At 70.2% G+C, this 22,857-nt stretch carries 14 protein-coding genes; 4 read left to right on the top strand and 10 right to left on the bottom strand.

What is annotated here, in order from left to right; all coding sequences use genetic code 11:
* The first annotated feature begins 28 nt into the window (after positions 1 to 28).
* Positions 29 to 1,648, top strand: a complete 1,620-nt coding sequence (locus MFF56_RS23115; protein ID WP_066927179.1) for a gamma-glutamyltransferase family protein — start codon at positions 29 to 31, stop codon at positions 1,646 to 1,648.
* A 578-nt stretch (positions 1,649 to 2,226) separates the two neighbouring features.
* Here MFF56_RS23115 and MFF56_RS23110 read toward each other — a convergent pair.
* The 6 genes from MFF56_RS23110 to MFF56_RS23085 form a co-directional block, all read right to left on the bottom strand.
* Positions 2,227 to 3,000 (bottom strand): enoyl-CoA hydratase/isomerase family protein, encoded by a 774-nt coding sequence (locus MFF56_RS23110; protein WP_066920874.1) that lies wholly within the window; start codon positions 2,998 to 3,000, stop codon positions 2,227 to 2,229.
* Complete coding sequence (locus MFF56_RS23105; RefSeq protein WP_066920872.1) at positions 2,997 to 4,262, bottom strand: CaiB/BaiF CoA transferase family protein; 1,266 nt, start codon at positions 4,260 to 4,262, stop codon at positions 2,997 to 2,999. The genes MFF56_RS23110 and MFF56_RS23105 overlap by 4 nt, the downstream gene beginning before the upstream one ends.
* Positions 4,263 to 4,369: 107 nt before the next feature.
* Positions 4,370 to 5,077, bottom strand: a complete 708-nt coding sequence (locus MFF56_RS23100) for a GntR family transcriptional regulator (protein ID WP_066920870.1) — start codon at positions 5,075 to 5,077, stop codon at positions 4,370 to 4,372.
* A 70-nt stretch (positions 5,078 to 5,147) separates the two neighbouring features.
* Positions 5,148 to 6,686, bottom strand: coding sequence for a tripartite tricarboxylate transporter permease (locus tag MFF56_RS23095; protein ID WP_066920868.1), 1,539 nt, complete (start codon positions 6,684 to 6,686; stop codon positions 5,148 to 5,150).
* Between the two features lie 10 nt (positions 6,687 to 6,696).
* The gene (locus MFF56_RS23090; RefSeq protein WP_066920866.1) at positions 6,697 to 7,179 is read right to left on the bottom strand and encodes a tripartite tricarboxylate transporter TctB family protein; all 483 of its coding nucleotides are present in this window, start codon (positions 7,177 to 7,179) and stop codon (positions 6,697 to 6,699) included.
* Between the two features lie 100 nt (positions 7,180 to 7,279).
* Positions 7,280 to 8,293 (bottom strand): tripartite tricarboxylate transporter substrate binding protein, encoded by a 1,014-nt coding sequence (locus tag MFF56_RS23085; protein WP_066920864.1) that lies wholly within the window; start codon positions 8,291 to 8,293, stop codon positions 7,280 to 7,282.
* 851 nt (positions 8,294 to 9,144) lie between these two features.
* Here MFF56_RS23085 and MFF56_RS23080 point away from each other — a divergent pair.
* The 3 genes from MFF56_RS23080 (at position 9,145) to MFF56_RS23070 (ending at position 16,697) form a co-directional block, all read left to right on the top strand.
* Positions 9,145 to 9,468 (top strand): hypothetical protein, encoded by a 324-nt coding sequence (locus tag MFF56_RS23080; protein ID WP_066925036.1) that lies wholly within the window; start codon positions 9,145 to 9,147, stop codon positions 9,466 to 9,468.
* 80 nt (positions 9,469 to 9,548) lie between these two features.
* On the top strand, positions 9,549 to 15,380 hold the full coding sequence (locus MFF56_RS23075) for a VCBS domain-containing protein (RefSeq protein WP_238231294.1): 5,832 nt from the start codon (positions 9,549 to 9,551) through the stop codon (positions 15,378 to 15,380).
* Positions 15,381 to 15,605: 225 nt separating this feature from the next.
* Positions 15,606 to 16,697: a calcium-binding protein gene (locus MFF56_RS23070; RefSeq protein ID WP_238231292.1), complete on the top strand. Its 1,092-nt coding sequence runs from the start codon at positions 15,606 to 15,608 to the stop codon at positions 16,695 to 16,697.
* Between the two features lie 144 nt (positions 16,698 to 16,841).
* Here MFF56_RS23070 and MFF56_RS23065 read toward each other — a convergent pair whose 3' ends face one another.
* The 4 genes from MFF56_RS23065 to MFF56_RS23050 all read right to left on the bottom strand — a co-directional run bounded on the left by MFF56_RS23065 (position 16,842) and on the right by MFF56_RS23050 (position 22,839).
* Positions 16,842 to 18,347, bottom strand: coding sequence for a TolC family protein (locus MFF56_RS23065; protein WP_238231290.1), 1,506 nt, complete (start codon positions 18,345 to 18,347; stop codon positions 16,842 to 16,844).
* A 23-nt stretch (positions 18,348 to 18,370) separates the two neighbouring features.
* On the bottom strand, positions 18,371 to 19,729 hold the full coding sequence (locus tag MFF56_RS23060) for an HlyD family type I secretion periplasmic adaptor subunit (protein WP_197430446.1): 1,359 nt from the start codon (positions 19,727 to 19,729) through the stop codon (positions 18,371 to 18,373).
* Positions 19,730 to 19,788: 59 nt separating this feature from the next.
* Positions 19,789 to 21,492: a type I secretion system permease/ATPase gene (locus tag MFF56_RS23055; protein ID WP_066919057.1), complete on the bottom strand. Its 1,704-nt coding sequence runs from the start codon at positions 21,490 to 21,492 to the stop codon at positions 19,789 to 19,791.
* 69 nt (positions 21,493 to 21,561) lie between these two features.
* On the bottom strand, positions 21,562 to 22,839 hold the full coding sequence (locus MFF56_RS23050) for an Ig-like domain-containing protein (RefSeq protein ID WP_156453512.1): 1,278 nt from the start codon (positions 22,837 to 22,839) through the stop codon (positions 21,562 to 21,564).
* Positions 22,840 to 22,857: the final 18 nt, after the last annotated feature.

Raw genomic sequence — 22,857 nt, 5'->3', positions numbered from 1 at the left:
CGCGAACCGGGAATCACGGACCGAATCGATGAAGCCCTTCGACTGGAACCACGGCTACCCCTCGCTGCGCATGCCGATCTTCGGCCGCAACGTGGTGGCGACCTCGCACGCGCTCGCGGCGCAGGCCGGGCTCCGGATGATGTGGCAGGGCGGCAACGCGGTGGACGCGGCCATCGCCACGGCGGCGGCCAAGACCATCACCGAGCCCTGCAGCAACGGGCTCGGCTCGGACGCCTTCTGCATCCTGTGGGACGGCAAGCAGCTGCACGGGCTGAACGCCTCCGGCGGCGCGCCGGCCGCCTGGACGCCCGACTACTTCCGCCGCAAGTACGGCGCGGCGGCCCGCCCGCCGATGCGCGGCTGGGATTCGGTCACGGTGCCGGGCGCGGTCGCGGCCTGGGCGGCGCTCCACGAGCGCTTCGGGCGCCTGCCCTTCGGCGACCTGATGCAGCCGGCGATCGAGATCGCCGAGCGCGGCTACCTCGCGCCGATCGTGGTGCAGCAAAAATGGGCGGCCGCCGCCCGCGTGGCGGACCTCGCCGGCCAGCCGGGCTTCGCCGAGGTCTTCCTGCCGCACGGGCGCGCCCCGGAGGTCGGCGAGCGGGTGCGCCTGCCGGGCATCGCCCGCACGCTCCGCGCCCTGGCCGAGCACGGGCCCCGGGTCTTCTACGAGGGCGAGATCGCCGAGGCGATGGCCCGCCACGCCGCCGCGCACGGGGGCGCCATGACGGTTGCGGATCTCGCCGCCTTCCGGCCCGAATGGGTCGAGCCCACGGGCAAGGATTACCGCGGCTACACGCTCCACGAGATCCCGCCGAACGGGCAGGGCATCGCCGCGCAGATCGCGCTCGGCATCCTTGGGGATTTCGACCTCGCCAGCCTGCCGCCGGACGGGCCCGAGAGCCAGCACCTCCAGATCGAGGCGATGAAGCTCGCGTTCAGCGACACCTACCGCTACGTGGCCGACCCCACCGGCATGACGGTGACGGCCGGGCAGATGCTGGACCCGGCCTACCTGAAGGCCCGTGGCCGCCTCATCGACCGCGCGCGGGCGCAGGATTTCGGCCCCGGCAACCCGGCCTCCGGCGGCACGATCTATCTCACCGCGGCGGACGCCTCCGGCATGATGGTGAGCTTCATCCAGTCGAACTTCATGGGCTTCGGCTCGGGGGTCGTGGTGCCCGAATGGGGCCTGTCGCTGCAGAACCGCGGCCACGGCTTCCACCTCGATCCGGCGAGCCCCAACGTGGTGGCGCCGGGCAAGCGCCCCTTCCACACCATCATCCCGGGCTTCCTGACCAAGGCGGGTGCGCCGGTGATGAGCTTCGGGGTGATGGGTGGCAACATGCAGCCGCAGGGGCACGTGCAGACGCTGGTGCGCATGCTCGATCACCACCAGAACCCGCAGGCGGCCTGCGACGCACCGCGCTGGCGCGTCAACGAAGGCCTGAGCATCAACGTCGAATCGACCATGCCGCCCGAGACGGTGCAGGCGCTCACCGAGCGCGGCCACAGGGTCGATGTGATCAACGACAGCTACCAGGATTTCGGCGCCGGCCAGTTCATCTGGCGCATGGGCGATCCCGCCGAGGACGGCTACGTCGCGGCGAGCGATCCGCGGCGCGACGGGCAGGCGGTGGTCTTCTGAGGTCCGGCGGTTCGCCGGGCCATCCTCGCCCCGGAGCGGTTTTTCGATCGAGCGGGTGTCGTCCCGGCGCAGAGATCCCGCTCGATCTCCCCCTCCGCCGGTCCCGACCGCTCTCCCGATCGGCCCCGATGGCGGGGGACCCCCGCGATCACCGGGGGCCCGGAATCAGGCAGCCTCCGGTTGCTGGGTTCGGCCGCATGAGGTGAACCGCGCCGTGCCCCGTCTCCCATAGGGCAGGGCGATCGCACATGGCGGGGGTCGTCTCCGAGATCGCCAACGGAACCGCGCCGCGCCCCCTCTCCCATAGGGCAGGGCGATCGCACATGGCGGGGGTCGTCTCCGAGATCGCCAACGGAACCGCACCGCGCCCCCTCTCCCATAGGGAGAGGGTTGGGGTGAGGGGTATGACCTCACAGATCTGAGCACGCCATCGACGCGCGTTCAGGTCGAGCCCTACCTGGAAGCCTCGTACCCCTCACCCGGCTTTCTGCGGAAGCAGACCTCTCCCTATGGGAGAGGGGACCCGCGCTTCGGTCCGAGACGATGCGTCAGACCGAACCCACCGACCGGAACCCGTATCACGTGCCTGTCCAGCTCGGCTTCTTCTTGGCGAGAAAGGCTTCGACGCCGATCTTGAAGTCGCGGCTGCCGTAGCATTCCGCCACCAAATCGTCGCCGTCGGGGAGCCCGTCGCCGACCACCCGCCGGATACCCTCCTTGACGACGCGCATCGTGACGGGCGCGTTGGCGAGAAGCTTGGAGACCATCGCGCCGACGCGCTCGTCCAGCAGCTCCGGCTCGGCGATCTCGGCGACGAAGCCCGCCGCCCTCGCTTCCTCGGCGCCGAGCACCTCGGCGAGCATCAGCACGCGCTTGGCGCGCGCGACGCCGAGCGCGGCGACGACGCGGGCGACGTTGGCGATCGACAGGCAGTTGCCGAGCGTCCGCGCGATCGGGATGCCGAACTTGGCCTGGGGCGTGGCGATGCGGAAATCGCAGGCCGCCGCGATGGCGAGGCCGCCGCCGATCGCCCATCCGTCCACGACCGCGACCGTCGGCACGGGCAGGCGCTCGATCTGGCCGATGCGCGTGTCGATCACCGCCTCGTAGGCCAGCCCGTCCTGGCCGGTCTCGAATCCGCGGAACTGCTCGATGTCGGTGCCGGCGACGAACGCGTCGCCGCCCGCGCCGCGGAAGGTGACGGCGCGGACATCGCCCTCGCGGACGATGCGCTCGCAGATCTCGCCCAGCGCGTCGTACATCGCCCAGGTCATGGCGTTGCGCGCCTCGGGACGGTCGAACACGACCGCGCCGACCCCGTTCTCGACGGTGTAGTGGACCTGTCCGCTCATGCGCCGAACGCTCCCCGCGCCTTCAATCCCGCGATCTCGCCCGCATCCAGGCCGATCTCGGCCAGAACGCCCTCGGTGTGCTCGCCGAGCAGCGGCGGATGCCGGCGGATCTGCTGCGGGGTGCCCATCAGCTTCACCGGAAAGCCGATATTGGGCACCGTGCCCTCCAGCGGATGCGGGATCTCGAGGCGCATGTTGCGGTGCCGGCCGTGCTCGCTCTCGAACGCTTCCGGGTAGGTGCTCATCTTGCCCGCCGGAATGCCGACCGCCAGCAGCTCGTCGACCCATTCATCCGAGGTCTTGATGACGAAGGTCTTCTCCAGCTCCTCGATCAGCGCGGCGCGGTTGCGCAGGCGCAGCGGGTTGCTCGCGAAGCGCTCGTCCGCCAGCAGATCCTCCCGGCCGATCTGTCCGCAGAGCTGCACCCAGAGCTTCTGGTTGGTCGCCCCCATGACGAAGTAGCCGTCCTTGGAGGCCACCGCCTGGTAGGGCGCGCTCATCTTGTTGGAGGTGCCGACCGGGCCGGGCACGACGCCGGTACCCCAGTACTCGGACGTATCCCAGATCGAGAAGGCGAGCGCCGCCTCGAACAGGGAGGCGTCGATGTACTGGCCCTCACCGCTCTTCTGCCGGCCGATATAGGCGCTGAGCAGCGCGTAGGTGCAGAACAGCGCGCAGCCGATGTCGGCGACCGGCACGCCCGCCTTGACCGGCGGCATGCCCGGATGGCCGGTCACGCTCATCACGCCGGACATGGCCTGCGCCATCAGGTCGAAGCCGGGACGGTCGGCCCAGGGGCCGGTCTGGCCGAAGCCGGAGATCGAGGCGTAGATCAGCCTCGGGTTGATCGCCTTCAGCGTCTCGTAATCGACGCCGAGCTTCTTCACCACGCCCGGGCGGTAGTTCTCGACCAGGATGTCGGCCGTCTCGACCAGCCGGTAGAAGGTCTCGCGGCCCGCCTCGCTCTTCAGGTCGAGCGTGATCGAGCGCTTGTTGCGGTTCATGTTGAGGAAGCCCATCGAGTCGGGCCCCTTCATCTTGAATCCCATCGCCGAGCGGGTCTGGTCGCCGGTCGGCGGCTCGATCTTGATCACGTCGGCGCCGAGATCGGCGAGCAGCATGGTCGAGAACGGGCCGGCCATGACCTGGCTGAAATCCAGCACCCGCACGCCCGACAGCGGGAGCGGCGCCGCCGGGGTGCCCCGGTCCGCCTCCGGGTGCGCTGTGGGGTTCGCCTCGCGGTGTTCGTGCGTGTCGGTCATCGGTCCCTCCGAAGCCGCCGAGCGGCCGGTGTCCTGTAATCAATAATTAGATCGACGCGGACGGTCGTCCCCGACAGGGGCGCCGCCGTCCCGGGTCGCGGCTAGGCCTAGGCCTGACGCGCCGCGGGATGCCGGCCCGCGGCGTCCTCGGCCGACTTTCGCCGGATGAAGTCGCGGGCGATGCCGACGGTGGTTCCGGTCACGTGCTTCTCCAGCAGGGCGCCCAGCGTATCGCCGTCGCGCGCTTCCAGAGCCGCGATCATCTGCTCGTGCTCGAGCACCGCGGCGCGCCAGTGCTCGGGGGTCTTGCGCATCACGAATCGGCAGGAATGGATCCGCGTCAGCACCTGCTGGTAGTAGGCGTGCAGCGTCGCGTTGCCGGCGATGACGAAGAACGCGTCGTGGATGCGCCGGTTGGCGGCCAGATAGTTCGGCTCGTCGCCGGCCGCGTAGAGGCGCATCATCTCGTCGTGGAGCGCCCGCACGCGGGCGATGTCCGCATCCGTGGCGGCCGCGCAGGCGAGCTTGCCCGCGAGCCGCTCGAGCGAGGCCATGATCGGGAACAGCTCGTTGACCTGATCCTCGGTGATCCGCGCGACGATGGCGCCGCGATGGGGCATGATCTGCAGCACGCCCTCGGCCGCCAGCACCTTCAGCGCTTCGCGGATCGGCGTGCGCGACACCCCGAAGCGCTCGCAGAGCTGCTCCTCGGGCACCTTCTCGCCGGCGCGGAGCTCGCCCGAGAGGATCATCTCGCGCAGCGGCGCGACGAGCGACTCGTGCAGGCTCTGGCGGATCAGCGTCTTGCCGGACATGGGGCAGCTCCACCGTCTCGCCCGCCGGTCCGGGGCATCGCGGAACAGGACCATTCTCTCACATCCGCGCTCATGTCGAGCCGATCTCCCGCTGCGGCGGCAGCGCCTTCCGGCGCAGGCCGATCCCTGCTTCGCGCAGCACTCTCGAGATCAGCGGCAGGCAGAGCAGCAGGATGCCCAGCGCCATCATCGTCCCGACGAGGCCGTTCGACCAGAAGATCGAGGCCGAGCCGCCCGAGGTGAGCATCGCCTGCCGGAAGGCGTCCTCGGCCTTGTCGCCCAGCACCATGGCCAGCACGAAGGGCGCGAGCGGGTAGTCGAGCTTCTTGAAGACGTAGCCGGCGACCCCGAAGACCAGCGCGAGCCAGATGTCGAAGGTGTGGCTGGCCACCGTGTAGGCGCCGATGATGCAGATCACGGTGATCATCGGGCCGACGATGCGGAAGGGCGCGCGCAGGATGTAGGCGAACATCGGCACCGTCGCGAGCACGAGGATCACCGCGATGATGTTGCCGAGATACATGCTGGCGATGAGGCCCCAGACGAAGTCGGGCCGCGTGGTGAAGAGCATCGGCCCGGGCGCCAGGCCCCAGATCATCAGCCCGCCCATCATCACGGCCGCTGTCGCCGAGCCCGGGATGCCGAGCGCCAGCATCGGCAGGAGCGCGCAGGAGCCGGCGGAATGGTCGGCGGTCTCCGGCGCCACGATGCCCTCCGGCGCGCCCTTGCCGAAGCGCGTCTTGTCCTTCGCGAAGCGGGCGCCGATCGCGTAGCTCATGAAGGAGGCCGCGGTCGGGCCGCCGGGGGTGATGCCCATCCAGCAGCCGATGAGCGCGCTGCGCACGATCGTGGCCCAGTAGCGGGGCAGTTCGAGCACGGCCCGGACGATCTCGCGCAGGCTCAGCCGGGCCTTCACGCCGTGGAACTGGAGGTTCTCCTCCATGGTCATGATCAGCTCGCCGAGGCCGAACAGGCCGATGACCGCGACGAGGAAGCTCACGCCGCCGATCAACTGCTCGAAATCGAAGGTGAGCCGGCTCTCGCCCGAGATGGTGTCGGCGCCGATGGTGGCGCAGGCAAAGCCCAGCATCATCGAGACCAGCGTCTTGAAGGGCGAGCCGCTCGACATCCCGATGAAGCTCGCGAACGCCATGAAATACACGGCGAAGTACTCCGCCGCGCCGAACCGGAGCGCGAAGTTCGCCACCCAGCCCGACAGCAGCGTGATGACGATGACGCCGGTGAGCGCCCCGATCCCGGCCGACGAGAAGGCGAGCGTCAGCGCGCGCACCGCCTCGCCCTGCCGGGCCATCGGATAGCCGTCGAAGGTCGTGGCGACCGAGGAGGGCTCGCCCGGGATGTTGAACAGGATCGAGGTGGTCGAGCCGCCGAACAGCGCGCCCCAGTACATGCTGGTGAGCAGGATGATCGCCGAGACCGGATCCATCGAGAAGGTCAGCGGCAGCAGGAGCGAGACGCCGTTGGGCGCGCCGAGGCCCGGCAGGACGCCGACGACGAGGCCGAGCAGGACCCCGCCGACCATGATGAGCACGTGGTGGGTGCTGAGCGCGACGGCGAAGCCGTCGAGAAGCAGGCTGATGTTGCTCATGGTCCGCGCCTCAATAGATGCCGACGGCGTTCAGCACGGGCCCCTTCAGCAGGGGCACCATGAACAGCTTCTCGAAGATGACGAAGTTGACGACCGCGACTGCGAGGCTTGCCGCGATCGCTGTCGCGAGCCTCAGCCTTCCGGGCACGTACATCGCGTAGAAGATGTAGATCGCCATCCCGATGTAGAGGCCGAGCCAGGCCGAGAGTGCGGCGAAGGCCACGATCGGCAGGAAGAACAGGATCGCGGCGCGGGCGCGCTCAGCGTCCAGGAAGGGCGGCGCCCCCGCGACCGGCCGCAGCAGCGCCTGCGCGCCGGTGACGGCGCTGCCGAGGACGATCAGGCAGCCGACGCAGAAAGGGAAGAAGCCGGAGCTCGGGCCGGATTCCTCCCAGGCGATGCCGTTCTCCAGCGCGCCGTAGCAGACGGTCAGGCCGATGAGCGCGGTTGCGGCCGACGTCGCGATCTCGCCGGTCCGGCGTGAGATGTCCATGGGCATGATCCTGCCGTTCCGTCCCGGCCTTGCGCGCGGGCGGTCAGATCCGTCTGCTCGGGTTCCGGATGCGCGGCGCCGTCGGCGCCGCCGCCGCACCTCAATCCACTGCGCCCTTCAGCCAGCCGTTGTTCTTGTAGTACTCGGCGTAGGTCGCCCGATGCCGGGCGATGAAGGCCTTCAGCTCGTCGCCGGTGAGCGTGCGCGGGATCTGCGCGCCGCGTGCCATGTAGCCCTTGAACTCCTCGGTCTGCGCGACCTTCCGGAGGAGGTTGGTGTAGTAGGCCAGCGCCTCCGGCGGGAGGCCCTTGGCCGCCCAGATGGTGCGCGGCTGGGCGAAGGACTTGATGTCGAGGCCTGCCTCGATGCAGGTCGGGATCGCGTTCCAGGACATGCCGTCGGCGATGACCGTGGTGTCGGCCAACCGGGCCTCCTCGAACACGCAGAGCGGCTTCTGCACGCCGGCCCGCCACTGCTCCACGCTCTCGCTCGGATTGTTGACGTTGGCCTGGATGTGGCCGCCCGCGACCTGCACGGCGGCCTCGCTGCCGCTCTTGTACGGGATGTAGGAGAGGTCGATGCCGGCCGCCTTCTCGATGAGCGTCATCAGGGTCTCGTCGGCTTCCTTGGCCTTGGCGCCGCCGACCTTGATGGATCCGGGCGCCGCCTTCGCCTTCTCGATGAAGCCCTTCACGTCCGCGATGCCGGAGGCCTTCGGGTTCACCCACAGGATGAACGGGTCGAAGGTCATCGCCGCGACCGGCTCCAGGTCCTTCAGGCTGTAGGACAGCTTGTTGGCCAGCGGCAGGGCGTATGCGTCCTGTGTGCCGAAGAAGAGCTTGTAGGGATCGCCGCCCGAGGTCTTGGCGTAGATGAAGGTCTCGGCCCCGCTACCGCCGGCCTTGTTGGTGACGATGACCGGCACATCGAGGAGCTTCTCCTTCGACAGGGCCGACTGCACGACGCGGGCGAAAAGGTCCGTCCCGCCGCCGGGACCGGCGGCTGCGACGAACTCGACGGGACGTTCCGGCTTCCAGTCGGCCGCGGCCGGGGCTGCCACGGCGAGCGCTGCGGCAGCCGCCAGGGCTGCCGTCTTGCACGACTTCGGGCGCATGGTCTCTCCCTGAGTAACGATTCTTATAGGCTCGGCACCGTGAGCGCCGGCCGCGTTTCGCATCAATAATTATAGATGCATTCGCGGGAGGCTGACAAGCGCTCGGGGATGAACCCTGGGGAGATCGCACCCCGAGACGCGCGGCGATGCCCGGGTCGTCGAAGCGCGTGCTTGCATCGCGGAATGCCGCGCGGTGTCGGCGCCGATGCTCGGTCGGTACGCCGGAGGGCGTCGCGGCGGTGGGCGCCGGTGATACCGTTTTCGGTTGATGGGTCCGGCTCAACGCATCGTCTCGGAACGAAGCGCGGGTCTCCTCTCCTGCAGGGCAGGGCGATCGCATATGGCGGGGGTCGTCTCCTAGATCGCGCTGGGGAACCGCGCCGCGCCCCCTCTCCCATAGGGAGAGGGTTGGGGTGAGGGGTATGACCTTTCAGATCTGAGCACGCCATCGACGCGCGTTCAGGTCGAGCCCTACCTGGAAGCCTCATACCCCTCACCCGGCTTTCTGCGAAAGCAGGCCTCTCCCTATGAGAGAGGGGACCCGCGCCTGACCGGGGCTAGGCTCGCTCGGCATATGCGATCGCCCTGCCCATAGAGAGAGGGGGCACGTCCCATCAGCTGCTCCATAGCAGGGTAGACGACCCCGGTACCGGCGGATGTAGGCGGGACAGTCCGCCGAATTCTTCGAATGACCAACGATCTTCTCAAGTGTGAATATCCGTTTCGAATTCATTATCCATGCGGCGTCAGACGGACCCGGGATATTCGGGGATTGATTGTTTTTTAAGCCGACATCGGCTCTCTGACTGCAGTTTTCGCGCAATCCCGCGAGCGGCAAGTGGAGACAAGGGATGAGCATCAGCGATCGAAATCTGTACGGGGCCGCCGTGGTCGGCCTGGGGGCGACCGGGCTCGCTCTCGTGAGCGCCGGCGTCGCAGAGATCGCAAGCCACGCCACGCATGCGTGGGCGTTGGGTTCGTCCCTGTGCGGGGGCTCCGGACAGCTCTCGGTCGTCGAACGGATCGCGGCCGATTCCCTGCATTGCTGGGGATGCCCGGTCGCCTTCACCGGCGGCCTGCTCCTTCTCGCGGCGCTCGGCGCCGCCCTGAAGGGGGCCGGTGCGCACGGCCCGTTCGCCTCGCTCCCGGACCTCGACGGCTGCGGCGCCCGCTGAGTCCGCATCCGGCCTGACGCCGCGCGATCGGTTCGCGCCGCGGCACCCACCCGCACCCCAAACCAGAACAGAGTTGACCTATGATCGATGCGGCCTCGAAGGATCCGGACGGCAACGGCGCGTGGGGCAAGATCATCAAGGATGCCCTGATCCCGATCCACTCGATGGTCCTGCCGGACGGCAAGGTCCTCGCCTTCGGCACGGACGGGACCGGCGGTGATTTCGATGCGCGCTTCGTCTACTCGATCTACGATCCCGCGACGGACGAGCTGAAGGTCCTGCCCAACACCACCGGCACGAACATCTTCTGCTCGAACATGGCCGTCGATCCCGAGACGGGCAACGTCATCATCATGGGCGGCGACAACCACAATACCGGCCAGGGCGCCGGCACGTGGTCCGGGCGTCATGACGTGGTGATGTTCGACTACAAGACGCAGACCATCCGCAACATCTCCGAGACGGATTCGAACTTCGCCCTGCATCAGGCCCGCTGGTACGGCACGACCGTGACGCTGAGCAACGGCGAGATCCTGATCGTCGGCGGCCGCGACGAGAGGAACGTCGGCTCGACCTACGCGGAGATCTACAATTCCAAGACCGGGATGCGCCAGCTCACCGGTACGGAAGTGAAGGACTTCCACGACGGCGAGGGGACGCTGACCGGGACCTACTACTATCCGCACGCTTGGCAGATCAGCAACGGCTCGGTCATCATGATCGAGGCGGGCGGGTCGAGCAATTCCGGCCACGACGTCTACCGCATGGACGTCTCTGGCAACGGCGCGGTCGCCAAGATCGGCAAGCTGCCCTTCGACACCCGCAACCTCACGGGCTCGATCATGTACGAGCCCGACAAGGTGCTCGTCGCCTCCACCACCGGGCAGGTCTGGAAGGCCGACCTGTCGCAGCCGACGATCAAGTGGGAACTCGCCTTCGCGATCAAGGACGAGGACGGCTCGGGCAACCTCGTCGCCCGCACCAACGGCACCTTCGTGATGCTGCCGGACGGCAAGGTCGCGATGGTGGGCGGCTCGTCGAGCGGGGGGCTGCTCGCCGACTCGCTCGGCGACGCGCAGCTCACGGTGCTGTTCTGGGATCCGGTGACCGGCAAGACCACGTATTCGGAGGCGCAGGACCTCGCGCGGATGTATCATTCCACCGCGTTGCTCCTGCCGGACGGCACGATCTATTCCGGCGGCAGCGGCTCGCCCGGGCCGCAGGAGAACGCCAACGCGCAGATCCTGACGCCGGGCTATCTCTACAAGAACGGCGTCGTCAACGCCGATCGTCCCGAGATCGAGGCGGCGCCCAGGAACGTCGATTCCGGCTCGACCGTCCGCATCACCGTCGACGACACCTCCGATATCGGCAAGATCACCTTCCTGAAGACCAGCGGTACGACGCATGCCCGCAACGCGGACGCGCGCTTCGTCGAGCTCTCCTACAAGGTCGTGGACGGCAACACGATCGAGGTGACGATCCCGAAGGCGAACGTCGCGCCCCCCGGCGTGTGGATGCTGTTCGCCGTCGACAAGGCGGGCGTGCCCTCCGTCGCCAAGATGGTGGGCGTCGACATGGTGCCCCTGGCGGAGACCGGGAGCCTCGGATCCGGGCCCACCCTGGCCTACAACATCGACCACGAGCAGATCGACGGCGCCTTCGCGCTCGCCGTGACGGCCCGCTTCGACGACCTCAACGGCGGCGGCAACCAGAAAATCTTCGACCTCGGCAACGGCACGGCCGACACCATCTCCTTCGGTCAGGTCGGCGAGGGCCGCGACGTCGCGTTCGTGATCAAGCAGGGCGGCCAGACCTACCGCCTCGTCGCCAAGGACGCGATCGTCGAGGGCGAGACGGCGACGTGGCGCGTCGGCGTCGATCCTGACGGAACGATGCGCATCACGAAGGACGCGGCCGTCATCGCGACCGGCAAGGGCGTCGTCCCGGCCGACGTGGAGCGGGCCGACTACCTGATCGGCAAGTCGAGCATCGCGGGCGACCACGCGCTGATCGGCCTCGTGCGCGACCTGAAGATCGCCAATTACGGCAACCTCGCCGAACTCGACCCCTCCGCCCCTTCGAGCCCCTGCGCGACGACGGGCGAGGCGGTCTGCCTCTGCGGCCTCCTCGTGCCCGACGTCGACGACACGCCGGGCAACGACGCCCCGAAGGTGTTCGAGACATACTCGACCCTCTCGGGCGACGTGACCGAACTCAAGAACGCCACGCCCGGCGAGAACAAGGCCGAGCTGACGACGAGCGGCCTGATCGCCTTCGCGGATGCCGACGCGGAGACCCACACGGTCAGCCTCACGCCGAAGGGCGCGAACTATCTGGGCACCCTGACCCTCGGGAACCCGACGACGGGCGTGGGCGCCAAGACCGGCTCGATCGCCTGGACCTTCAAGGTCAACGACGCCGCCCTCGACAAGCTCGAAGAGGGCCAGACCGTCGTTCAGACCTACGCCGTCACCATCGACGACGGCCATGGCGGCGTCGCGGTCCAGACCCTCACGGTGACGCTGCGCGGCTCGGCCGATCCGGGCTTCCCGACCGACAGCCAGGTCACCGTGGTGTCGGGCCTCAAGACCACGAAGGCCGACGACGCGGTCGTGTTCGGCGACAACGTCCGGCTGATGAACGGCGGCGATTTCGGCGGCGGCTCGAACAGCCTGGAGGCCGGCAACTTCTTCGAGCTGAGGAACGGCAACCTCGATTTCGGCAACAGCCTGCACACCGCCTCCGTCAAGACCGGACTCGGCGCGCGGTTCAACGGCGGCGACATCCTGATGGACGGCGCCGACGTCCGGAACACGGTCGTGCTGGGTGAGGAGAACACCTTCAGCCAGATCCGCATGAGCGGCAGCGGCGCGGGGCTCGTCGATTCCGTCACGATCGGGGACAGGTCCAAATCCGATTCCGGGATCGTCATGAACGGCGCGGGCACGGCGAAGGCCCCGGCCGAGATGCAGATGAGGCTCGGCGACGGCGTCAGCCTCGGCGGCGGCATCGACGCCAACGGCGCCTATTCGGCCAAGACCCTCACGCTCGGCACCGGCGTCACCGTCGGCGGCGGGATGAACCTGAACGGCAACCAGAACGTCAACACCGTCAAGGCGGGCGACGGCTTCACCCTGAAGGGCGGCCTCTCCGGCAGCGCGAACGGCGTCGACACGGTCACGCTCGGCAAGAACTGGAACATCGACGGGCGGGTCGATCTCGGCGGCGGCGACGACAAGCTGAGCCTCGGCCTGTCGAGCATCGACACCTCGACCACCACCTTCGACGGCGGCGGCGGAACCGACGCGCTCGCGCTGAGCATCGACGCCGCCGACCTCGCGAGCTTCGAGGCCGCCGCCAGGGCGGCCGGCTGGACCGCGCTCGGCAACGACGCGTGGTCGGCCAGGGGCAACCTGACCTGGCGCAACATGACCTTCACGAACTTCGAGCGGGCGGAGCTGACGGTCGCGGGCCGGAACGATGCGCCCGAGATCGTCGGCTCCGGCACGACGAAGACCGGGTCGGTCCGGGAGATCGCGGACGGTCTGGCGGGCGAGAACAACGCCATCCTGAAGACCAACGGCACCATCGCCTTCACCGACAAGAACGTCGGCGACACCCACAGCGTGACGATCACCCCGAAGGAGGCCGGCTACCTCGGCACGATGGAGTACAAGCAGCCGACCTCGGCGCAGTTCGGCCTGCTGCCCTGGGTGTTCTCGGTCAACAGCGGCGCGCTCGACTGGCTCGCGGAGGGCCAGGTCCGCACCCAGAGCTACGACGTCGCGATCACCGACAGCAAGGGCGCGCGCGCCACCGAGACCATCACCGTGACGATCACGGGCTCCAACGACGCCCCGGTGATCGCGGCCGCGACCTCGACGGCGACCGGTGCGGTCGCGGAACTCGCGGACGGCGCGGCGGGCGAGAACCAAGTCACCCACAAGGCGGGCGGGACGATCGCGTTCGCCGACGCCGACATCATCGACACGCACCGGGCGAGCTACAGCGCCGGGGGCAAGGACTATCTCGGCACGTTCGGCCTCGGCACCGCGGCGGGCGGCAAGCTCGCCTGGACCTTCCAGGTCGACGACGCCGCGCTCGACGGCCTCGCGGCCGGCGAGGTCCGGACCCAGTCCTACGCCGTGACGATCGACGACGGGCACGGCGGCACGGCGAGCCAGACCGTGACGGTCACGATCCGCGGCGCCTACGACGATCCGAACGCCAACCAGGCGCCGATCGTCGACGTGCAGGGCTCGACGGTGGCGGGCGCCGTCACGGAACTGACCGAGAGCGGCGCGGGCGAGCCCGCGGCGGTGCTGAGCAGCACCGGCTCCATCCGGTTCCGCGATCCCGACGCCGCGGGCGCCGTGCCCACCGTCAGCGTCGCCGCGCGGGGCGAGGGCTATGTGGGCGCCCTGAAGATCGCCGCGGTCGGCGCGGATTCGGTCGGCTGGGCCTTCTCCGTCGCGGACGCCGCGGTGAACGGCCTCGCGGCCGGCGAGCAGCGGGTCCAGGTCTACGACGTGACCATCGCCGACGGGAGGGGCGGACGCACCACGCAGGCCGTCACCGTCACGCTGACGGGCACGAACGACGCGCCCGTCATCGTGACCAAGACCTCCGTCCTCGCGGGCGGCGTCACCGAACTGCCGGACAAATCCCCGGGCGAGGACAGGACGACGCTGACGACGGGCGGGGCGATCACCTTCACGGATGCCGACCGCATCGACACGCACGGCGCGAGCGTCGCGCCGCGCGGCGAGAAATACCTCGGCAGCTTCAAGCTCGGAGACGTGGCCGGCGGTCAGGTCGGGTGGACCTTCTCGGTCGAGGACGCGGCGATCAACCATCTCGGCAAGGGTGCGGTCCTCACCCAGGCCTACGACGTCGCCGTCACGGACGGGAAGGGCGGCAGGGCCGTGCAGACGGTGGTCGTCACGATCACCGGCGCGGAGGACAACGACGCTCCGAGCCACGTCACCTTCGGCGCGCTGCAGACCGGGCCGGGCAACGACGCCATCGTCTGGGGCGACGCGGTCACGCTCCGCAACGGCGGAAATTTCGGCGCGGGCGCGAACAGCCTGAGCGCGGGGGACGGGTTCACCCTGCAGGGGGGCAACCTGGACTTCAACGCCAGCAGCGGGCCCGCGAGCCTGAGCCTCGGCAAGGGCGCCAACCTCAACGGCGGCGACATCTACATGGGCGCCAACGGCGTCGCCAACAGCGTGAGCGTCGGCGACGGGGGCAAGCTCAGCTACGTCGCGATGAACGGGGGCGGGGCGGGGGCCGCCCAGAGCCTGACGCTGGGGGAGAAGGTCACGACCGACTACCTGATCGCGATGAACGGCTCGGGCACGGCCGCGGACGCGATGGAGCTGGCGCTGACGATCGGCGCCGGCTCGGTGATCGGCGGGGCAATCTCCGCCGACGGCTCGAACGCCGCGAAGACGGTGACGCTGGGTAGCGGCGTGACCGTCAACGGCGGCCTGAGCCTGCAGGGGGCCAACAACACGACAGCGGTGCGGATCGGCGACGGGCTTACGCTGAAGGGCGGCTTCGCGGGGGCGAATTCCGGCAGCGAGACGGTCGAGATCGGCCGCGACTGGCAGATCGACGGCACGGTGGATCTCGGCGGGGGCAACGACCGGCTGAAGATCGGCACCACCGCCCGCGACACCTCCGGCACCATCAATGCCGGGGCCGGCAAGGACGATCTCGAGGTCGTCCTCACGGCCGACCAGCGCGCCTCCTTCGAGAGCGCCGCCTCGGCGGCCCGCTGGGTCCGGACGGCCGACGGCTCATGGGACACCCAGGGCCGCTCCCTCTCCTGGCAGGGCCAGACCTACGCGAACTTCGAGAGCGCCAGGACGACCCTCGCGGCCGGATCCTCGGGCGTTCCGTAGAAGACGCTGATCGAGACTCTCCAGGCCTCGGCCGGGGACGATGCCTTCATCCTGGGCTCCGACGTCACGCTCAGGAACGGCCCGGGCTTCGGCGGGGGCGCGAACAGCCTGAGCGCGGGGGACGGGTTCACGCTGCAGGGGGGCAACCTGGACTTCAACGCGAGCAGCGGGCCTGCGAGCCTGAGCCTCGGCAAGGGCGCCAACCTCAACGGCGGCGACATCTACATGGGCGCCAACGGCGTCGCCAACAGCGTGAGCGTCGGCGACGGGGGCAAGCTCAGCTACGTCGCGATGAACGGGGGCGGGGCGGGGGCCGCCCAGAGCCTGACGCTGGGGGAGAAGGTCACGACCGACTACCTGATCGCGATGAACGGCTCGGGCACGGCCGCGGACGCGATGGAGCTGGCGCTGACGATCGGCGCCGGCTCGGTGATCGGCGGGGCAATCTACGCCGACGGCTCGAACGCCGCGAAGACGGTGACGCTGGGCAGCGGCGTGACCGTCAACGGCGGCCTGAGCCTGCAGGGGGCGAACAACACGACAGCGGTGCGGATCGGCGACGGGCTGACGCTGAAGGGCGGCTTCGCGGGGGCGAATTCCGGCAGCGAGACGGTCGAGATCGGCCGCGACTGGCAGATCGACGGCACGGTGAACCTCGGCGGAGGCAACGACCGGCTGAAGATCGGCACCACCACCCGCGACACCTCCGGCACCATCAACGGCGGCGCCGGAACCGACAGCCTCGAGATCGTCGTGACCGGCGCGCAGAAGACGGCCTTCGACGCCGCCGCGAAGGCCGCGGGCTGGTCGCCGCTCGCGGACGGCGGCTGGAACACCCTGGGCAAGGCGCTGACGTGGCAGGGGGTGAACTACACCGGTTTCGAGACGGCCAGAGCGACGGTCGAGCCCGCCGGGGTCCTGGCGGCCGATCCGGGCGACGGGCATATCGGAAGCGTGGCGAGCGTCGCCGCGGTCAAGAGCGGGATCGTCGGGCAGCCCACGGCCGCGGGCACGCTGTTCGTCGGGACGGAGAAGGACGACTTCATCGTCGGCACCGACGGCGCCGACGTGATGCGGGGCGGTGCCGGCGACGACCGCTTCGTCGGCGGCAAGGGCGACGACGCCATCGAGGGGGGTGCCGGCCGGGACGTGGCCGAGTTCGCCGGCAAGGCGTCGGACTACACCTTCCTCAAGGACGCGGACGGGACGCTCCACGTCACGAGCGCCGCCGAGGGCCGCGACGTCCTGCACGATGTCGAGGCCGTGTACTTCCACGGCTCCGGGGAGACGGTGACGGTGGATCACCTCTCGGGCTGACCGTCGCCCCGGCCCCGGGGACGGGACACCGCCCGGAGCCGCTCCCGATCGCGTTGCGATCCGGAGCGGCTCTCGGCCGCTGCTGCGACGCGCTCTCTTTCGCCGAACCGGCATCCGCTCCGGCGCAGAGCGCTCTCGTTCGGACTATCGAGACCGGACGTCGCCCCGCCGGACGCGCTGGTTCAGGGACGACCCGAGGGAGGCCTCGGCGGTCGGGGCGCCGACGATCTCGCCCAGAAGGCCCGCGGTGAGCGCCAGCCGGGCGATCGCCGTGAACCGGGCGTTGCCGGCCTCCAGCTCCTCCAGCGTCGCCAGGACGAGGCGGCGGCGGGTCAGCAGCACGTCGTCGATCGGCAGCAGGCCGATCTCGTACTGATCGACCTTGGCGGCGTAGGCCGCCCGGAGGGCTGCCGCCTTGCGGCGCGCGAACGTCCCCCGCTCGCCGGCCGACTGGAACTCGACCCAGTCGATCCGGAGCTGCGTGACGGCCCGGCGGTCCTCGGCCATCGCCCGGTGCATGGCCGCGTCGGCGAGTTCGCCCGCCTCGCGGATGTCGGCCAGCGTGGTCAGCTCGACCAGCGGGACGTTGAGCTGAAGCCCGACGGTGAGACCCGCGGGCGAGCTGACGCTGCGGTAGTTCTGGACGGCCCTGTAATCGGCCCTCAGGTCGAGCCGCGGCAGGTAGCGCCCGGCGGCCGCCTTGCGCGCCTCGGCCGCGGCCTCGTAGCGGTGCCAGCCGGCCTGGACCCCGGAATTGCGCGCCCGGGTGAGCGCGGCGAGACGGTCGAGCCCGTGCCGCGGCACGGCCTCCAGGTCGGGCAGCACGACGCGGCCCGGGGCCGCCTGCCGCAGCTGGGCGGCGAGCACGGTCTGCGACTTCTGGAAGGAGGCCTGCGCGCCGACGAGGCCCCGGGCAACGTCGTTCAGCTCCGCCTCGAGATCGGCAACGTCGCCCTGGCTCGCGTGGCCCGCCGCGACCCGCCCGCGCACCGCCTTCTGCAGGCGGACGAGGTCCCGGAGGTTGTCCTCGAGCACCTTGGACTGGCGCACCGCGAAGTTCAGCTCGACGGCGGCGTTGATGGTCTCGAGCGCCACGCCCTCGGTGACGCGGCGGACATCCGCGGCGGCGGCGCGCGCCGCGCTCTCCGCGCTCCGCTCGGTGAACAGGCGCGTCCCGCCGTCGAGGAGCGGCAGGGCGACCGAGAGGCCGGCGGACTTGCCCGGATCGTGGATCGAGGGCGCCGCGACGGGATCGCTGCCGATCCAGGCCGTGCCCGAGATCGTCGGCGCGAAGGCGGCCCAGGCGCGGCCGACCCGCGTCTCCGCCGCGGCCCGCTCGGCCGCCGAGCTCCGCACGAGGTCGCTCTCGCCGATCGCGATCGCGACGGCGTCCATCAGCTGCGCCGAGCCGAGAGCCGGCCCGCGCGGCAGCGCCGGCGGGGGCGCGGCGAAGAGGGCCTGCGCCGCCTCCGGCACCCGGGCCGGCGGTGGCGGCATGCCGTAGGTCTCGACGATCGCGGGGCGCAGGCCGAGCGCGGCTACCGGCAGCGCCGCCTCGCCGGCGCGGGCGGGCCCTGCCGCCGACGCGGCGAGCAGTCCGGCGGCGGCGAGGCCCCTCCGGATCCGCCGCCCCGTCGCCGCGCGTGCCATGGTCGATCCGGCGCGCGTCATCGTCATGGCTCGCGAAAGCTGCGTCCGAGGCTGTCGGCGAACGGCTTCAGGACGTAGCCGGCGAAGGTGCGGCGCTCACCCTCGATGTAGACCTGTCCGACCATGCCGGCGCCCAGCAGGTCGCGCACGCCGGGCTGCTCGGGCCGCAGCCGCACCTCCACCTCGAAGTAGTGCTGCCCGGTCCGCTCGTCCGAGGTGGCGTCGGCCGCAACCCGCGTGACGAGCGCCGGAACGTCGTCGTAGAGGCGCGCGTTCAGCGCCGAGATCTTCGCCCGCGCCGCCTGCCCGGTGCGCACATGGGTGATGTCGGTCGGCGCGACGCGCGCCTTGAGGGCGAGTTCGCTGCCCGCCGGCACGATCTCCGCCAGCACCTCGCCGGGCGCCGCGACGGCGCCGACCGTCCTATGCCGCGCGTGCACGACGGTGCCCGCCACGGGCGCGCGCACCTCCGTCAGCCGGACGGCGGTCTCGGCGGCGCGGATCTGGTCGGCGATCTGCCCGATCTCGGCGATGACGTCGGTCAGCCTGCCGGAGGTCTGGCGCTGGTCCGTCAGGCGTGCCTGGCGGATCCGCGAGCCGGTCTCCGCGACCTCGTCGGCGAGCGCGCTCTCCTCGGCCGCGAGGTTGGCGCGCTCCGCCCGCCGCGCGAGGAGTTGGTCCTCCGCGTCCCACAGCACCTTGCGCGCGAGGTGGCCGCGGGTCGCGACCGGGCGCATGGCGGCGACCTGCCGCTCCAGCGAGGCGACCTGGGCGGTCACCGCGGCCACGCGCTCGGCAAGGCCCTGCCTGCGCCGGCCGACCGCGTCCCTTCGGGCGACCATGGCCTCGATCTCGGCGAGCGCCGCCCCGCGGCCGCGCTCGAACTCGCGCGCCTGCTCCTGCAGGAGCCGCTCGTCGGGCCCGACCGTGCCGGCCGGTCCCGCCTCGGCGGTCCTGCGCAGGCCGAGCAGGGAGAAGCGGCCGTCGAGCGCGGTGTCGCCGCCGGCCGCGAAGGCGTTCTCCGCCTCGAGCCGCTGGCGCATCGCGTCGAGCACGGCGAGGCGGCCCCTGAGGCGGGTCAGTTCCGCCTGATCGTGGATCGGGTCGAGCCGGACCACGACGGTGCCGGCCTCGACGCTCTCGCCGTCGCGGGCGCCGATCTCCGCCACGACGCCGCCGGACCGGTGCTGCAGCACCTTGTTCTGTCCCGTCGCGATCACGACGCCCTCGGCGACGACCGCCGAATCGAGGGGGTAGGCCACCGACCAGACGAGGAAGAGGCCCGCGGCCGCCAGGATCGCCCGGCCCGCCCCGCTGAGGATGTCGTGCGTGTCGGTCCGGACGTCCTCGGCCCAACGCCCGCCCATGTCATCAGGAACCATGACGCAACCGGTCTCCGTCGTCATCGCGCAGCCGGTGCCGGGCGGCCGGCCCCCCGGCCTCAGGCCACACGGGAGGTCTGTCCGGCTGCCGGTGGGGCGGCCTGTCGGGCCGCCTCCGGCCCGGCCTCGGCGGGCGCGGCCGGCGGCGCGGCCTGGATGGTCAGGGGCTGCAGGGTTCCGTCCGCGATCGTGAAGGCCCTGTTCACCACGCGCAGGATCGAGGTGCGGTGGGCGGCGATCACCACGCTCGCGCCGCGCCGCCGCGCCTCCGCCACCGCGACCAGGAGGGCGCGCTCGCCGGGCTGGTCGAGGCTGGCGTTGGGCTCGTCCAGCACCAGCACCCGCGGGTCGCCGTAGAGGGCGCGCGCGAGCGCGATCCGCTGCTTCTGGCCCGTCGAGAGGGCGAAGCTCTGGTTGCCGACGAGGGTCCGGTAGCCCTCGGGCAGGCCGACGATCAGGTCGTGGACGCTGGCGCCCTTGGCGGCGGCGATGATCCTCTCCTCGGTGGCCTCGGGATCGAAGCGCGCGATGTTCATCGCGACCGTGCCGGGGAAGAACTCGATGTCCTGCGGCATGTAGCCGACGATTCGGCCCCACTGGCTCGACGGCCAGACGTCCTGCCCGATATCGTCGACGGAGACGGCGCCCGCGGTCGGCGGGACGGCGCCGACCATGATCCGGATCAGGGTCGATTTCCCGACCCCGGTCGGGCCGGTGATCAGCACGACCTCACCGGGCGCCACCCGCAGATTCACGTTGGCCAGCAGCGTGCGGTCGGGCTTGCCCGGGTCGGGCGCGTAGGCGACCGCATCGAGAGAGAGCCGGCCCTCGGGCTCGGGCAGGCTCATGCGGGCCTGGATCGACTTGTCGGGGCCGGTCAGCGCCTCGATGTCGCGGATGGCGGCGAACCCGCGCGAGATCTGCTCCCAGCCGCCGATGACCTGATCGATGGGCGTGAAGGCCTTGCCGGAGATCATCGAGGCCATGAAGATCATGCCCGCCGACATGTCGCCGTGGAGCACCAGGAAGGCGCCCCAGGCCATCATGATGACCTGGAGAGCCTGGCGGAACGTCTTGCCCACCGCCTGGTAGCGGGCCGACTTCGCGCCGGCCGCCTCGGTCTCCTTCAGGATGAGCGCGGTCTTGCGGCCCCAGATCGTCAGGAAGGTCGAGAGCATGCCGTGGGCGCGCAGATCGTCGATGCGCTGGAAAGCCCCTTGCGCGAACGCGGTGGCGTCGTTCTCCGCCTGGCGGCTGCGCTCGCGCTCGCGCTCGGTCGCGGCGACGTTGAGGCCGCTGAGCGCGGCCAGCACGCCGATGCCGACCACCGTGAGCAGGCCGAGGCTCCAGTGCAGCACCGTCATGATCAGCAGGTAGATCGGGATGAAGGGCAGGTCGAACAGCGAGACGAAGACGCGGCCACCCAGGAAGCCCCGGGCGGTCGCGAGGTCGCGCAGCGCCTTCCCCGACTTGGCGCCGGCCTTGGGATCCGCGGCCATCTTCGCGAACAGCTTGGGCGCGACCGAGACCGTGTATTTGGCGGCGGCCCGGACCGCGATCTGGCTCCGCACGGCGTCGGCCAGCCCCCAGACCACCAGCGCGCCGACCACGATCAGCGTCAGGTAGACGAGCGTTCCGATCGAACGGGAGGCGAGGACGCGGTCGTAGACCTGCAGCATGTGCAGCGACGGCGCGATGACGAGAATGTTGGCCAGGATGGAATACAGTAATATCGAGCGCGCGTGGGGCTCTATGCAACCCATTGATGCTCTCAACGAGCCAAACATTCGCAAGCACCCCTATTCGGCGCTGCGATCGTTAAAATATGTTGGTTAAGCAATGCTGAAAGCGCCCGGAACGGGCATTGGATCGATGTGCCGGCTTCGAAGCGTGCCGATCGAGTGAATCGGCCGGGACCGGATCAGTCGGACGTGCGGCGAGGTCAGACGACGTGTCTGCCGCCCATGAGGATGTGCTGCCGGAGGTAAATTCGGTCTTCGTGACGCGGTGTCGTGACCGGGCTGGATGCGGTAATCGAGACCGACGAACCCCATGGCGAAGGATCCGCTCGTGCGCGAGCGCGGTCCGATCACGCCGGCGGTCAGCGGGTTCGCATCGAAGCTGTCGCGGTAGGAGCCGGAGCGAACCTCCGTCCAGGCGTCGAACTCGAGCTTCGCGTCGGGCCGGAGGAGACGGGACAGGCTCGTCGAGGCCGAGAAGTTCGTGCTGCCGACGGCCGTCGAGCCGGTGACGTCCAGCGGACTCGCGCTGTAGGTCGGAACGAGTCCGCCCGTGCCGTCGGAGCTGAACGTCGCTCCGGTGAAGCGGTCGTGGAAGCGTCGCGTATCCGGCTGGGCCTGGGCGATCGCCTCGGCGCGCTGCTGGAGGAAGGAGCGAATGGCGGCCTGCGTCGTCCGGCGCACGCGTTCCTCGTCGAAGCCGGCGTTGAAGCTGCAACTCACGCGCGTTCCAGCCGCGACCGTGAAGGTGACGCTGTTGCTCGTCGCGGTGCCGTTCGAGCAACTGGAGCCTTGCAGGACGAATCCCGGCGGCAGACCCAGCGACGTGATGGAGTAGGTGCCGGCCGGCACTGTGTCGAAGCTGCGGGTGACGCGATTGCCCGTGCTCGAGAGCGTGAAGGAAGCCGCCCCCGGCAGCGTCGAGCCGAAGCCGAAGCTGCCGTCCCGTCCCGCCGCGTTCACCGTGAGCGTGATGCCGCCCGCAGCGGCCGCGACGGTCTGGGTCAGGGCCGCCGACGTGCTGCCCGCGTACGAAGCATCGCCGGAATAGACGGCCGTGATCGTGTGCGGCCCGGCTATGAGATCGCCCGTGGTGAAGGCTGCGCTGCCGGCCGCGAGGGCTGCCGTGCCGAGGACGGTGCCGCCATCGCGGAAGGCTACCGTCCCACCGGGCGTGCCGCCGGGACCGGAGATCCTTGCGGTGAAGCGAGCCGCCTGCAAAACCGTGCTCGGGTTCTGTGACGAGCTCAACGTGGTGGTGGTGAGGGCCGCAGTCACGACCTGATTGACGATCCCGGAGGTCGAGCCGCCGTTGTCGGCATCGCCGCTATAGGTGCCCGAGATCCCAGCTGCCTCGGAAGAGAGCGACACGAACCCCGCCTCTATGGA

This window comes from Methylobacterium hispanicum (assembly GCF_022179285.1).
Taxonomy (GTDB): domain Bacteria; phylum Pseudomonadota; class Alphaproteobacteria; order Rhizobiales; family Beijerinckiaceae; genus Methylobacterium; species Methylobacterium hispanicum.
Note: the sequence above shows the minus strand (reverse complement) of the source record. Positions and strands in the feature narration are given on the sequence as shown.